We start from the raw sequence: 15,176 nt of genomic DNA, 5'->3' as shown, positions 1-15,176 counted from the left end.
GATGCACATCGACCTGCTCGACCCGGAGCCCTTCGGACGCAACGAGTTCTGGCCCGTTTTCACCTGGCTGCGCGCCAACGACCCCGTCCACCGGCATCCCGGCCCCGGCGGCGGGGACGAGGGCTTCTGGGTGCTCAGCAAACACCGCGACATCATGCGGGTGTACGCCGACAGCGACACGTTCAGCTCCGCCCAGGGCATGCGGCTCGGCAGCGACCCCGCCGCCGTCACCGCCGTCGCCCAACGCATGCTGATCGTGTCCGACGCGCCCCACCACACCCGGCTCAAGCGGGCCCTCTACCAGGCGTTCGGGCCCCAGCAGATGCCTCGGCTGGAGACCCTCGTCACCCGTGTCGTCGCCGAACTCGTCGCCGAGAGCGCCGAACTGGGCGAACTGGACTTCATCGACCTGGCCAAGCAACTCCCCAACAGGGTGGTCTGCGCCATGATGGGCATCCCCCGCGCCGACTGGGCCTGGATCGGGGCGCTCACCACCGACGCGTTCGACTCCCCGGACGAGTCCGTGCGCAGCAACGCCCACTCGGAGATATTCCTCTACTTCATGGAACTGCTGGCCGAGCGGCGGGCCCGCCCCGGTGACGATCTGGTCAGCCAGATCGCCCACGACACCCTCGTCGACGAGGGCGACGGAACCGAACGGCCCCTCAGCGACGAGGAGATCGTCTTCAACTGCAACGGCGTGCTCTCCGGTGCCAACGAGACCACGCGCTACTCGGCCGCCGGCGCGGTGCACATGTTCGCGCAGTTGCCCGAACAGTGGGACCTGCTGCGGAGCCTCGGGCCCGCCGGGATCGCGCCCGCCGTCGAGGAGATCCTGCGCTGGACCACACCGGGTGTGCACGCCCTGCGCACCGCCCTGCACGACACCGAGGTCAACGGGACGCCCATCGCCGCCGGCGACCGGGTCACGCTGTGGAACGTCTCCGCCAACCGCGACGAGGACGTCTTCACCGACCCGCACGACTTCCGCGTCGACCGGCGGCCGAACCGGCACGTCGCCTTCGGCCACGGTCGCCACCTCTGCCTCGGGGCCCGGCTCGCCCGCTTCGAACTCGGCGCCCTGCTCAACGAGATGCTCGGCAGGCTCGACGGGTTCGAACTGACCGGACCCGCGCTCTTCAACTCGTCCAACTTCACCTGGGGCATCAGGAGCCTCCCGGTGCGGCTGCTGCGCAGCCGAGTCCCCGCACCCCGAGAAAGGGCCGCGCTGTGACCACCGCACTGACCGACTTCAACCGCACCGACACGGACTTCCCCCGCACCGGCTATCCGGAGCTCCTGGCCGCGCAGGCCGCCCGTACCCCCGCGGCCCCCGCGCTGGTGCACGGCGGCCGGGTCTGGACGTTCGAGGAGCTGGAGACCGCCACCAACCGGCTGGCGCACGCCCTGATCGCGCGGGGCGCCGGTCCCGGTGAGCGGATCGGCCTGTGCTATCCGCGCGGGGCCGACTACGTCATCGGATCCCTCGGGATCCTGAAGACGGGCTCCGCGATCGTGGCGCTCGACCCGGTCAACCCCGACGAGCGGCTCACCGCGATGATCGCCGACGCAGAGCCCCTGCTGGTGCTCACGCCCCCCGAGACCGCCGCGCGCCTGCCCGGGGACGTGGCCCGCGCCGAGGTGGCCACCGCCGGTCTCGACCGGCCCGGCACCCCGGTCGGCGTGGCCACCGGCCCCGACACCATCAGCCACCTCATCTACACCTCCGGCTCCACCGGCACCCCCAAGGCCGTCCTGGAGCGGCACGGCGCACTCACCAACCTGGTGCACTGGACCGCCCGCGCCTACGGGGTGCGCCCCGGTGACCGGGCCTCCTGGATGTCGACGCCGGGCTTCGCCGTACAGATCATGGAGTGGCTTCCCTATCTGCCGCTCGGCGCCGCCGTCCACATCCCCGAGGCGGGCCGGGCGCAGACGCCGGAGCAGATCCGCGACTGGCTCGCCGCCGAGCGCATCACCCACACCATGCTGGTCGCCGCCCTCGCCGAGCCCGTCTGGGCGCTCGACTGGCCGGCGGACACCGTGCTGCGCGTCCTGGTGACGACGGCGGAGCGGGTGCACTCCTGGCCGCCCACCGACACACCGTTCCGGGTCGTGATGACGTACGGAACCACCGAGACCACCAACGTCCTCACCTGCCTCGACCTCGGCGCGGGCGTCGACTTCACCAGCCAGGCCACCCCCGAGGCCGTCCGCACGACCCGCCAGGTCCCCGTCGGCGTGCCCATCGCCAACATGCGGGTGCACCTGCTGGACGAGCACGACCGGCCGGTCGCCGACGGCGAGGTGGGGCGGCTCCACGTCTCGGGCGCCGGAGTGGCCGCCGGCTACCACGGCCGCCCCGACCTCACCGCGGCGAAGTTCCGCACGGGCGTCGCCGTCGACGGCGATCCGCATCCGGTGCTGTACGACACCGGGGACCTGGCACGCCGCCGCGAGGACGGCGCAGTCGAACTCCTCGGCCGCTCCGACGCCCAGGTCAAGATCCGCGGCTTCCGGGTGGAACTCGGCGAGGTCGAGACCCATGTGGCCGGCGTCGACGGTGTCGCCGGGGCCGTCGTGGTGGTCCACGAACGCGCCGCCGACGACCGGCGGCTGGTGGCGTACGTCGCCGCGGATCCCGGCACGGACCCGGGCCCCGCCGGTGTCCGGGCCGCCGTGGCCCGCACCCTGCCCTACTACATGGTGCCGTCCGCGGTCGTCGTCCTGCCCGCACTGCCCCGCCTGGCCAACGGAAAGGTCGACCGGCGCGCCCTCCCCGAACCGCCGGAGCCCCACGACGGCGTCGGAACCGGATACGAGCCCCCGCGCAACGAGATCGAGGACGGGCTGGTCCGGCTGTGGGCCGGGGCGTTCCGCACCGAGGTCGTCGGCATCCACGACAACTTCTTCGACCTCGGCGGCCACTCGCTCCTCGCCTTCCAGCTGATCGACGAGATCCGCCGGCGCTACGGCGTCGAACTGAGCCTGTCCGACCTGTCCTCCCGCCCGACCGTCGCCGAACTGGGCGAGATCGTGGTGACCCGGCGCGAGGGCGGGCGGGACGGCTTCGGCGGACTGCCCGCCATCGTGCCCGACCCGGCCGGTCGCTTCGCGCCCTTCCCGCTGACCGAGAGCCAGCAGGCGCTGTGGATCGGCCGCGGCGGACTCGTCGACCTCGGCAACGTCGGCTGCCACGGCTACTTCGAATGGGAGAGCGAGAGCCTCGACGTACCCCGCTTCGAGACCGCCTGGCGCCTCCTCGTGGAGCGCCACGACGCCCTGCGCACCCGCATCCTCCCCGACGGCACCCAGCAGGTGTACGAGGAGGTTCCGGACTACGACATCCCCGTCACCGATCTCGGCGCGCTGGCCCCCGACGCCCGCGATGCGGAGCTCGCCGTCCTGCGGGACCGGCTGTCCCACCAGGTCCTCGACGCCGACAGCTGGCCCCTGTTCGACGTGCGGATCAGCCTGCTCGGCGGCGGCCGCGCCCGGATCCACCTCTGCCTCGACTTCCTCGTCGCCGACGCCTGGAGCTACTTCCAGGTCCTCGTGCCGGACCTCGTCGCGTACTACGCCGACCCGGCGGCCCAACTCCCACCGCTGGAGCTGACGTTCCGCGACTACGTGCTGGCCGTCGGGAACTCCCTGCGGGACAGCGAGCTCTACCGCCGCTCCGAGTGGTACTGGCGGGACCGCCTGGCGGGACTGCCGCCCGCGCCGGAGCTCCCCGAGCGCCCGGCGGACGCCCCGGAACTGCCGGTCCGCTTCGAACGGCTCAGCCACATCGTCCCCGCCGACCTGTGGAACCGCATCCAGGAACGGGCCGGCGACCGCAAGATCACCGCGTCCGGAGTGCTCGCCGCCGCCTACGCGGAGATCCTCGGCAGGGCCTCCCGGCAGGCGAGGTTCACCGTCAACTTCCCCCTCTTCAACCGGCTTCCGCTGCACCCGCAGGTCAACTCGCTGCTCGCGGACACCACGACGACCCTGCTGCTCGCCGTCGAGCAGGAGGCCACCACCTTCGCCGGCCGCGCGCAGGCCCTCCAGCGGCGCCTGTGGGCCGATCTGGAGCACCGCTACTTCAGCGGCGTGCAGGTGCTGCGGGAACTGACCCGGCTCCGCGGCACCCTCGCCCCGGCCATGCCCGTGGTGATGACCAGCCTCGCCGGCCACCCGCCGAACTACGAGCAGAACGAGCTCGGCGTGCCCGTCTACGGCATCTCCCAGACCCCTCAGGTCTCGCTGGACTTCCAGGTCTTCGAGAAGGCGGGCGGCCTCACGTTCAACTGGGACCACCTTCCCGCGGTGTACCCGGACGGTCTGGTCGAGGGCATGTTCGAGGAGTTCGTCGCCCTCGTCGAGTCGCTGGGCGAGGAGGACACCTGGGAGCGCCACTCGCCGCCGCCCGGCGAGGACACGACCGCCGCCGAGGCCGTCGGGGAACGGGACACCGGGGACGCCTGGGAACGCTACTGGGCGGGCATCGAGCGCACCGGTCGCGGCGGCGACGTCATCTGGGACGCCGACAGCGGCGAGGAGTTCACCTGGCTGCTCGACCAGGCCAAGCGCCACTTCCGGGACGACATGCCGGTCGTCGACCTCGGCTGCGGCAACGGCCGCTACAGCCGTGAACTCGCCGCGCACTACCCGCGCGTCGTCGGCGTGGACGTGTCCTCCAGCGCGATCGAGCACGCCGTCCGGGAGGCGCGCGAGGCGGGGGTGGCCAACGTCGACCACCTCGCCGTCGACATGACCGACGCGACCCAGGCTGCCGCCCTCGGCGAAGGCCCCTACAACATCTTCGTCCGTGGCGTCTTCCACGTCCTCGACGACGCGGCGCGGGCCCGGCTCGCGTCCGTCGCGGGCAGGCTGCTCGGGCGAGACGGAGTGCTGATCGTCCACGAGCCCGACTACTCCAGCAACTCCTTCGGCTACCTCGGCTTCGTCGGCGGAAAGCGCGGCCGGGCCGAGGACCTGGTGGGCCCGCTGGAGGCGGCCGGCGTCCGGCACTCCCACCGCTTCACCCGCCCCGAACTGGCCGCCGCCTTCCCTGCGGACGACTGGGAGGTCGTGCACGACCAGGCGGTACGGCTGCACGCCGTCGACCCCGAGTCGGACTCCGAGGCGCTGCTGCTCCCCGGTTACTACGCGGTGCTCCGCCGCAGGCACTGAAGGGCGCCGGGGCGGCGGCCCCCGCCGCCGGTCCTCCCACGCGCGCCACTCGGGAGCGCGGGCGGGGAGGCGGGCAGACCGCGGCGAACGGGACCGGGCTGCCGCCGACCACCACCACGACGTCTCCGCACACGCTCTCGTCAGGCTCCGCGCCGCCGAAACCCTCGGGCTTCCGGCGCGGAGCCCGACGCTCGTGCGGGGGACGACCGCGGTGCGAACGCCCGCACGACCGGCCGGAGCTCGGCGGAAGGCCGGCCCCAGGGACGGGCCGCCCGTGCGGCGGCCCGTGAGACAGATGCGGCCGCGGAGGGCGTCCGGCAGCCGCAGGGACCATTCCGGTGAAAGACTGAGGAACTGTGGAACGACGAACCGCCGACCGGCTGCTGAGAGCACACGCACAGGCGATCGGGGGCCGGGCCCGTGAGAAGACGGTCGCCGGCGCCCTGGAGCGGGTCGTGGCCATCCAGGCGCAGGACCTCGGCGCCGCCGCTCTCGGCCTGCGCGCCCGCGTCGAGGGGCTGACCGCCGACGACGTACGGCATGCCACCGACTCCGAACGGACCGCCGTACGGGGCTGGTTCATGCGCGGGACGCTCCAGCTCGTCCCGGCCGCCGACGCCCGCTGGCTGCTCGGACTGCTCGGGCCCGTCCAACTGGCCCTCGGCGCCCGCCGACTGCGGGAACTCGGCCTGGACGAGTCCCTGTGCGACCGTGCGTCCCGGCTGATCGTGAAGGCCGTCGACGGCGAGGGACCGCTCACCCGGGCCGAACTCACCGCACGCCTCGCCACCCTGGGCGTCGAGTCCAAGGGCCAGTCCGCGTTCCACCTCATCCGGCGCGCCGCGCTTTCCGGGCTCGTCTGCCACGGGCCCCAGCGCGACGGTGAGGCGACGTTCGTCCTCCTCGACGACTGGCTGCCGTCGGACGGCCCGCCGTCGTTCTCCGGGGAGGCCGCGGAGAGGGAACTGGCCCGCCGCTACCGGCGGGCACACGGTCCCTCGGACGCGGCCGATCTCGCGCACTGGTCGGGGCTGCGCGCCACCGTCTGCAAAAGGGCCTGGGCGGCCGCGGGAGAACCCTCCCGGGAAAACGCGGAAGCAATTCCCCGAGGCGATGTACGGCTGCTTCCGGCCTACGACAACTACCTTGTCGGATACCGGCGCAGGGAACTGTCGGTGCCCGCCGCCCACGAGCGCCGCGTCTGGCCGGGCGGCGGGATCATCCGGGCGACCGTCATGGTCGACGGCTGGGCGGTGGGCACCTGGTCGGGAGGCAGGCGCGGCAGCGGCCCCGTCGTCGAGCCCTTCGCCGGCGGAGAACCGCCGGAGGCGGTGGCGGCGGACGAGGCCGCGACCGAGGAGATCGAGGCCGGGATCGCCCGTGAGGGCGCCGATCTCGCACGGTTCTACAACGGTTCTCACACGCTCTCTACGACCGGTCTCCAACCGCCCGGATTCGTAACCGGACACTAACCGCGCGTCCGTACCTTCAGTGCCGTCCGACAATTCCGTCCCCGATCAGAAAAGGGCGTCGACATGGCACTCGGTCGGCATTCCGATTTCAACCGCCTGTGGTTCGGGCAGACCGTCAGCAACTTCGGTGACAAGATCTCGCTGCTCGCGCTGCCGACCCTCGCGGTCGTCTTTCTCGACGGGGGAGCGTTCGAGGTCGGCGTGCTCGGCGCGCTGCGCTTCCTCCCGTTCCTCCTGCTCGCCCCGGTCGCCGGGCTCGTCGCCGACCGGGTCTCGCGCCGCGCCGTCATGATCGTGGCAGACCTCGGCCGCTTCCTGGCGCTGGGCACCATCCCACTGGCCTTCGCACTCGACTCCGTCACGATGACGCACGTCTACGTCGTGGCCGCCGCCACCGGCATCCTGACCGCCTTCTTCGAGGTCTCCTACCAGTCCTGGCTGCCGCAGCTGATCGGCACCGAGAACCTCGTCGAGGGCAACACCAAGCTCCAGATCAGCCGAAGCGTCGCCGAGGCGGTCGGCGCCGGCGCCGGTGGCGCGCTGATCCAGTTCCTCGGCGCCGCCCGCGCGATCACGGCGGACGCGCTGACCTTCCTCGTCTCCCTGGTCGCCCTGCTCCTCATCCGGCACCGCGACACCCGCGCCAGGGTGCAGGAGACGAAGGCCTCGGCCAAGGCCGAGATGAAGGAGGGCCTGAAGACCCTCTTCGGAACCCCCGTCCTGCGCAGCCTGTTCACCGCCAACGTCGTGGTCAACCTCGGTGCCGCGATGGGTGACGCGCTGCTGATCGTGTACGCCTACAAGGTCCTCGACCTGAGCCCCGGCCAGGTGGGCGCGGCCTTCGCCGTGATGTCCGTCTTCGTCATCGTCGGCGCGGTGCTGTCCGAGCAGGTCTCCAAGGCGCTCACCCTGGGCCGCACCCTGGTCCTGACGGCGGTCGTCCTCGGCGCCGGCTACATCCTGGTCCCGACCGGCGGCGCCGTCGCCGGCTTCGTCGGACTGATCGTGGTCCAGGCCGTCATCGGTTTCGTGTCCCCGATGTTCGACATCCACGTCCTCAGCCTGGTCCAGGGCGTCACGCCCAACGAGCAGATGGGCCGCGTCAGCGGCACCGCCCTCTCGGCGGTCTACGGCGCACTGTCCCTCGGCTACCTGGTGGGCGGCGCGCTCGGCGAGGCGCTCGGCCTCACCGGCGCCCTGGCAGTGGCCGGAGTCATCACCGCCATCGGCGGTCTGACCCTGCTCGGCGGCCCGGTCGCCGCCATCAGGGAGATGCCGGGCGGAGACGCCCCCGAGGCACAGGACACCCCGGGCACCGAGTCCGCGGCGTCCGCCGGGAACGACACCAAGATCGGCGCCTAGGGCGTGTTGCGAAAGTAGCTCCGTCCGCCCACAGGGCGGGAGGGACCGCCGCAACACGTCCTGGGGCTCCCCGCGCCCCGGAGCGGGCGCCGGCCCCGGCCGGCCCCCGCTCCGCAGCCGCACACCGCACCGGCGGCGGTGCCGCCGGCGCGCATCCGCACCCCCGCGCCCCCCGCCGTCTTCCCTCGACCACACGCACGGAGGCACAAGGTGAGCGAGTCCCTCGCCGAACGCATAGCCGCACTGCCGAAGTCCCGCCGGGCACTGTTCCAGGCCCTCGCGGGCCGCAACGGGGGACGCGCCGCCGTACGGGAGGACCCGGACCCGGCACCGCGGGACCCGGACGAGCCGCCGGTGCTCTCCTTCGCCCAGCGCCGGCTGTGGTTCGTCGACCAGCTCCAGCCCGGCAGCCCGGCCTACAACGTGCCGGTCGCCACCCGTATCCGGGGTCCCCTCGACGTCCCCGCTCTCCACGGTGCGCTCCAGGACCTCGTGGACCGGCACGAGATCCTGCGCACCGTCCACGAGGACGTCCCGGGCGCGGCCGAGGCGGTGCCCCGGGTGCTGGAGGGGCACCGGCTTCCGCTGCCGGTGACCGAACTGCCGGACGAGGACGCCGTCCGCGCCTTCTACGACGCGGACGCCTCCGCCCCCTTCGACCTCGCGGGAGACATCCCGGTGCGCGCCTCGCTCGCCCGGATGTCCGCCGACGACCACGTCCTCGTCCTCAACCTGCACCACATCGTCACCGACGGCTGGTCCATGCGGCTGCTGACCACCGAACTGGAGCGCGCCTACGCGGCCCGGACCGGGGCACGGACCCCACCGCCGTCCCCGCTCGCCCTCCAGTACGCCGACTTCGCGGCCTGGCAGCGCCGCCGCATCAGCGGCGAGCGGCTGGAACGCCTCACCGGTTTCTGGCGCGAGGAACTCGCCGGTGCGAGCCCCGTGGACCTGCCCACCGACCGGCCCCGGCCGCCCGTGTTCGGCCACTCGGGAGCGTCCCGCTACGTCGAACTGCCCCCACGGCTCATCGACCGGCTCAGGGAGTTCGGCAAGTCCGAGGGCGCCACCCTCTACATGACGCTGCTGGCCGGGTTCGCCGCCACCCTGCGCCGCTGGACCGGCCAGGACGACATCGTCGTCGGCACCTCCGTGTCCGGCCGCGACCACCCCGCCTTCAGCGACCTCATCGGCTTCTTCGTCAACACCCTGCCGCTGCGCATCGTCGCGCCCGGCGACCTCTCGTTCGCCGGACTCGTCCGTGCCACCCGGCACACCACGCTGCAGGCGTACGCCCACCAGGAGCTGCCGTTCGACCTGATCGTGGACACGGCCGGACTGCCGCGCGACCCCAGTCGGCCACCGCTCACCTCCGTGATGTTCCTGCTGGACGAGACCCCCGACACCGCGCCGCGACTCGCCGGACTCGCCACCGAACCCCTCGACTTCGCCTCCCGCGCCACCAAGTACGACCTGATGATCAGCGTCCACGACACCGGCAGCACCGTCCGCGCCCTGGTGGAGTACCCCACCGACCTCTTCGACGCCGCAACCGTCGACCGGCTCCTGGGCAACTTCCTCACCACCCTGGAAGGCGCCGTCGACCGCCCCGAGGCACGGCTCCGCGACCTCCCGCTGCTCACCGGTGCCGAGCGCCGCGCCGCGCTGGACGACTGGAACGCAACCCGGGCCCCCTTCCCCCAGGACGCCTGCCTCCACCAGCTGTTCGAGGAGCACGCCGACCGCAGGCCGGACGCCGCGGCGGTCGTCTGCGGTGGCCTGGGCGGCTGGACCGTCACCTACCGGGAGCTGGAGGAGCGCGCCAACCGGCTCGCCCACCGGCTCACCGAGGCGGGCGCCGGCCCCGACCGGACCGTGGCCCTGTGCCTGCGCCGGGGCCCCGGGCTGATCACCGCGATCCTCGCCGTCCTCAAGGCGGGTGCCGCCTATGTCCCGCTCGACCCCGAGTACCCGCAGGAGCGCCTGGGCCTGCTTCTCGACGACGCGGCAGCGCCGATCGTCGTCTCCGACGCGGAAGTCGTGGGCCGGCTGCCGCTCCGCCCCGGCACCGAGCGGATCCTGCTGGACGCCGACCGGCCGCTGCTGGAGACGTTCCCCGCGACCCGTCCCGCGGTCCCCGTCACCTCCCGCGACCTCGCGTACGTCATCTTCACCTCCGGCTCCACCGGCACACCCAAGGGGATCGCCCTGGAGCACCGCGGGGTCGTCAACAACCTGCTCGACCTCAACCGCTCCTACGGCATCGGCCCCGGCGACGCCGTCCTCGCCCTCTCCTCGCCCAGCTTCGACATGAGCGTCTACGAGACGCTCGGCATGCTCGCGGCCGGCGGCACCGTGGTCCTGCCGGACCCCGCGGCCGCCAAGGACCCGGCCCACTGGGCCGAGCTGATCGAGCGGCACGGCGTGACCGTGTGGAACTCCGCGCCCGCGCTGCTCGGGCTGCTCCTCGACCAGCTGGAGCACGCCTCCGGTCCCGCGCTGCCCGGCCTGCGCGCCGCCTTCCTCGGAGGCGACTGGATCCCCGTCACCCAGCCCGACCGGATCCGGGCCTTCGCCCCCGGGCTGCGGTTCGCGGCGCTCGGCGGGGCGACCGAGGCGTCCATCCACTCCGTCGAGTACCGGGTGGGCCGCGTCGAGCCGGGCTGGACGAAGCTGCCGTACGGCCGGCCGATGGCCAACCAGCGCACCTACATCCTCGACTCCGAGGACCGGCTCGTTCCGGTCGGCGTGCCCGGCGAACTGCACCTCGGCGGGACCGGGCTGGCCCGCGGGTACCTCAACCGGCCGGAGCTGACAGCCGAGAAGTTCGTCCACGTCGAACTCGAACCCGGACGCACCGAACGGCTCTACCGGACCGGGGATCTCGCCCGCTACCTGCCCGACGGGACCGTCGAGCTGCTCGGCCGCACCGACTTCCGCATCAAGCTCAACGGGCTGCGCATCGAACCCGGCGAGGTGGAGGGCGCCCTGCGCGACCTGCCCGGCGTTCGCGAGGCCGTCGTCGTCGCCCGGCATGCCGCCGGCTCGGCACGCCTGGTGGGCTACGTCGTGCCCGAGGACGGCGCGGTCCCGGACACCGCCGCCCTGCGCAGCGCGCTGGGCACGGTGCTCCCGGCGCACTGCGTGCCCGCCGAACTCGTCGTCCTGGAGCGGCTTCCGCTCAGTCCCAACGGCAAGGTCGACCGCACGGCCCTGCCCGAACCGCGCCGCGCCGCCGCTCCGTCGGACGGATCCGCCGCCGCGCCGGCGGGCCCGGACCCGGGGACTCCGGCGGCCCGCCGGATCGCGGCGGTCTGGGCGGACGTCCTGGGACTCACCGAGGTCGGCGCCGACGACGACTTCTTCGCCCTCGGCGGCGACTCGTTCGCCGCCGTACGCGCGGTCCGGGCCGTCGCCGAGGCACTGCCGGAGGCCCACGCGCTGCGTGTGGTGGACCTGTTCGGCAACCCGACGCCGGCGGGCCTCGCCGCCCGTGCCGAGGAGCTGGGCGGCAGCGGCGGGGGGACGGAACCCCACCGGCTGCTGCACCGGCTGTCCTCCGGGAACGAGGACGACAGGTCCGCCCTGACCCTCGTGTGCTTCCCCCACGGCGGCGGCGACGCCATCGCCTACCGGCCCCTTGCGGCCGAACTGCCGCCGCACATCGAACTGCTGGCCGTCTCCCCGCCCGGCCACGACCCGCTCGCCCCGGGCCCCATGCTCCCCGTCAGCGAGTTCGCCGAACTCGCCGCCCGGGAGATCGCCCGCAGCGTCACCGGACCGTTCGCGGTCTACGGCCACTGCGCCGGCGTCGTCGCCGCCCTGGAGACCACACGGGTGCTGGAACGCGACGGTCTGCGGCCGGTGGCGCTCCACCTGGCGGCCGCGCTCCCGGAGGACGACCCAGAGTTCGCCCTGGAGATGGAACGCACCTCCAGCGACGACGACCTCGTCGCCTACCTCACCGCCATGGACGGCTTCGACGGCGTCCTCGACGACGGCGACCTGACGGCCGTGATGCGGATGGTCCGCCACGACATGACCGAGGCCGCCCGGTTCTTCGCCCGTACGCCCCAGGGCTACGAACGGCCGCTCGCCACCCCGCTCACCTGCGTCGTCGGCGACGCCGACGACGCCACCCAGGGATATGAGCAGGGCCACCGGGCGTGGGGCCGGTACGCCCCGGACCTGCGGCTCGCCGTGATCCCCGGCGGCCGCCACTACTTCGCCAAGCATCTGCCCGACCGGCTCGCCGCGCTGCTGGCCGATCTGCACCGCAACGGAGGAACCCATGTCTGACCTCGCCGAACGGCTCGGCCGGCTGCCCCAGGGGCAGCGCTCCCGGCTGCTGGGCCGGATGCGCAACCAGATGACCGCAGGCGTCGGCCACCGCGTCGAACTCAAGCGCGCCGACCACGGGCCGCGTTCCCGCGCCTCCTTCCAGCAGGAGCAGATGTGGTTCGTCGACCGGCTGGGCGCCGGCAAGGCCCGCAACAACATAGCCCTCGCCGTCCGGCTGGACGGGCCGCTCGACCGGGCCGCGCTGCACGAGGCGGTCAACGCGGTCGTCGCCGGCCACCAGGTCCTCCACAGCAGGCTCGTCGAGGTCGACGGGGTGCCCTGGCAGGAACCCGTGCCCGCCTTCGTCCTCGGCGTCCAGACCAGCGACCTCGGCGCGAGTGAGGACCCGGAGCGGGAGCTGGCCGAACTCACCGCGTCCTGCGCGTCGGCGCCGTTCGACCTGGCCGAAGCCCCGCCCGTACGCGCCCACCTGGTGCGGCTCGCGGACGAGCGGCACGTACTGCTGTGGGTCGTCCACCACGTCGTCTGGGACCCGGGCTCCACCCGCATCTTCACCGAGGAGCTCACCTCCTGCTACACCCAGGCGGTCCAGGGCCTGCGCCCGGAACCGGCCGCCCCGCCCGTCGAGTACGCCGACTTCGCCGCCTGGCAGCGCGCCAAACTCGACAACGAGGAGCACCGCAGGGCACTCGCCGACAAGTGGCGGCAGCTGCTCGCCGGCGCCGAGGCCACCGAGGTCATGCCCGATCATCCGCGCAGCCCCGAGACCCGCGGCGACGGCCGCGGACTGAGCCTCCGGCTGGAGCAGGACCTGCTGGACCGGCTCAGGGCACTGGCCGAGAGTTCCGACACCACCGTCTTCACCACCCTGCTCGCCGCCTTCAACGCACTGCTGCGGCACTGGACCCACACCGAGGACGTCGTCGTCGGCACGGCCAGCGCCTCCCGTCCCCACCCCGACCTGGAACGGGTCATCGGCTGCTTCGTCCAGATGATCACCCTGCGCACGGAGGTGGGGGACGGCCTCACCTTCCGCGAACTCGTCTCGCGCACGGCGGGCACCGTCATGGACGCCTTCACCAACAGCGAGCTCCCCTTCGAGCAGGTCGTGGACGCCGTACGGCCGGTCCGCGACCCGCTGCGGCACCCCCTGTTCCAGATCGAGTTCACCTCGCTCGGCCGCTGGGGCGCGCACACCAGCCGGTCCGCCGACGTGGACTTCGCCGTCGAGCAACTGCACGACGGAGCCGCCAAGTTCGACATGAGCTTCCTCGTCGGCGAGAACGACGGGCTGGAGCTGTCCCTGGAGTACAACACCTCGCTCTACCGCCATGGCACCGCCTCCGCGCTGCTGACGGCCTTCCGCCGGGTCATCGAGCAGGTCGCCGCCGACCCTGACCTCCCCATCGGCGAGATCAGCCTGGTGGAGGAGCCGGCGGCGTCCCGGCACGCCCGTGAACTGTCCCGCGGCGGCCCGGTGGACGAGGCCGCCTGGACCGCCACCCTCGACCGCGCCTTCCGCGAGCGCGCCACCATCCAGCCCGAGGCCGTCGCCGTCCGGCACGGCGGCACGACGCTGGACTACGCGGCCCTGGACCGCTGGTCCGAGGCCATCGCCCACCGGTTGCGCGACCGGGGAGTACGGCAGGGTGACCCGGTCGCCGTCTGCCTCGGTCGGGGTCCGGCGGCCGTCGCGGCCCTGCTCGGCATCCTCAAGGCCGGTGCCCACTACCTGCCCGTCGATCCGGCCGCCCCGGCCGAGCGGACCAGGACCGTGCTGGCCGACGCCGGCGTCCGGCACGCCCTGGTCGACGACGGGGCCGACCTGCCCGTACCGCTGGAGCTCGTCACGGCCGGCACCACGGCCCCGGTGCGCGAAGTGCCGTCCCTGGCACCGACGTCGAACCCCGCCGACCTCGCCTACGTGCTCTACACCTCCGGCAGCGGCGGAACCCCGAAGGGCGTCATGATCGAGCACCGCTCGGTCACCCACTTCTCCCGCACGATCGCCCGGGCGTACGAGATGGGCACCGGCGACCGCGTCCTGCACTTCGCCCCGCTCACCTTCGACGTCTCCGTCTTCGAGGTCTTCACCACCCTGCTGGCCGGCGGGGAACTCGTCATCGCCACCGACGACGAGCGCCGCGACCCGGCCCTCCTCGAGACCCGGATGCGCGACGACGCGGTGACCGTCGCCGAACTGCCGCCCGCCCTGCTGCCCCTGCTCGACCAGGCCCGCCTGCCGGACCTGCGGCTGGTCTCCGTCGGCGGTGAGGCGTTCCCCGGCAAGCTGGTCGCCGAATGGACGGCGGGGGAGCGGCGGTTCGTCAACGGCTACGGCCCGACCGAGGCCACCGTCGCCGTCACGCTCATGGACTGCGCCGGCAGCTACGACCGCAATCCGCCGATCGGCCGCCCGATGCCGGGCCACCAGGCGTTCGTCCTGGACGAGCGGCTGCGTCCCGTACCGCCCGGCGTACCGGCCGAACTGTGCGTCGCCGGGCCCGGCGTGGCCCGCGGCTACCTCGGGCGGCCCGAACTGACGGCGGAACGGTTCGTCACCAACCCCTACGCCGACGGCCCCGAGACCGAACGGCTCTACCGCACCGGTGATCTCGTGCGTTGGCTCCCCGGCGGGAACCTGGAGTTCCTCGGCCGCACCGACCGGCAGCTGAAGCTGCGCGGCCACCGCATCGAACCGGGCGAGGTCGAGGCCGTGCTCCTCGGTCACCCCTCCGTGCAGCAGGCCGTCGCCGTCGCCCGGCCCGGCGCCGGGGGCGAGCCCGTCCTCNGGAGTTCCTCGGCCGCACCGACCGGCAGCTGAAGCTGCGCGGCCACCGCATCGAACCGGGCGAGGTC

6 protein-coding genes are annotated in these 15,176 nt (G+C 73.2%); all 6 read left to right on the top strand.

The genetic code is table 11. The annotated features are described in order from the left end of the window. The first annotated feature begins 1 nt into the window (after position 1). The 6 genes from QMZ92_RS31770 to QMZ92_RS31745 all read left to right on the top strand — a co-directional run bounded on the left by QMZ92_RS31770 (position 2) and on the right by QMZ92_RS31745 (position 15,141). A complete protein-coding gene (locus QMZ92_RS31770; RefSeq protein ID WP_283301029.1) occupies positions 2-1,234 on the top strand; it encodes a cytochrome P450 in 1,233 nt (410 codons plus the stop codon). Further along, positions 1,231-5,178 (top strand): non-ribosomal peptide synthetase, encoded by a 3,948-nt coding sequence (locus tag QMZ92_RS31765; protein ID WP_283301028.1) that lies wholly within the window; start codon positions 1,231-1,233, stop codon positions 5,176-5,178. The genes QMZ92_RS31770 and QMZ92_RS31765 overlap by 4 nt, the downstream gene beginning before the upstream one ends. Positions 5,179-5,534: 356 nt before the next feature. Continuing rightward, positions 5,535-6,650 carry a winged helix DNA-binding domain-containing protein gene (locus QMZ92_RS31760; protein WP_283301027.1) on the top strand — a complete coding sequence of 372 codons (1,116 nt, stop codon included), beginning with the start codon at positions 5,535-5,537 and terminating at the stop codon, positions 6,648-6,650. Between the two features lie 63 nt (positions 6,651-6,713). Further along, on the top strand, positions 6,714-8,012 hold the full coding sequence (locus QMZ92_RS31755; protein ID WP_283301026.1) for an MFS transporter: 1,299 nt from the start codon (positions 6,714-6,716) through the stop codon (positions 8,010-8,012). A gap of 210 nt (positions 8,013-8,222) precedes the next feature. Then, positions 8,223-12,314: a non-ribosomal peptide synthetase gene (locus QMZ92_RS31750; RefSeq protein WP_283301025.1), complete on the top strand. Its 4,092-nt coding sequence runs from the start codon at positions 8,223-8,225 to the stop codon at positions 12,312-12,314. Beyond that, positions 12,307-15,141: a non-ribosomal peptide synthetase gene (locus QMZ92_RS31745; RefSeq protein ID WP_283301024.1), complete on the top strand. Its 2,835-nt coding sequence runs from the start codon at positions 12,307-12,309 to the stop codon at positions 15,139-15,141. The genes QMZ92_RS31750 and QMZ92_RS31745 overlap by 8 nt, the downstream gene beginning before the upstream one ends. The last annotated feature ends 35 nt before the right edge of the window (positions 15,142-15,176 follow it).

Origin of the sequence: Streptomyces sp. HNM0645 (assembly GCF_030056615.1) — a bacterium.
Lineage (GTDB): Bacteria > Actinomycetota > Actinomycetes > Streptomycetales > Streptomycetaceae > Streptomyces > Streptomyces marianii.
The sequence above is the reverse complement of the archived record's forward strand: the minus strand, read 5'-3'. Positions and strand labels throughout refer to the sequence as shown.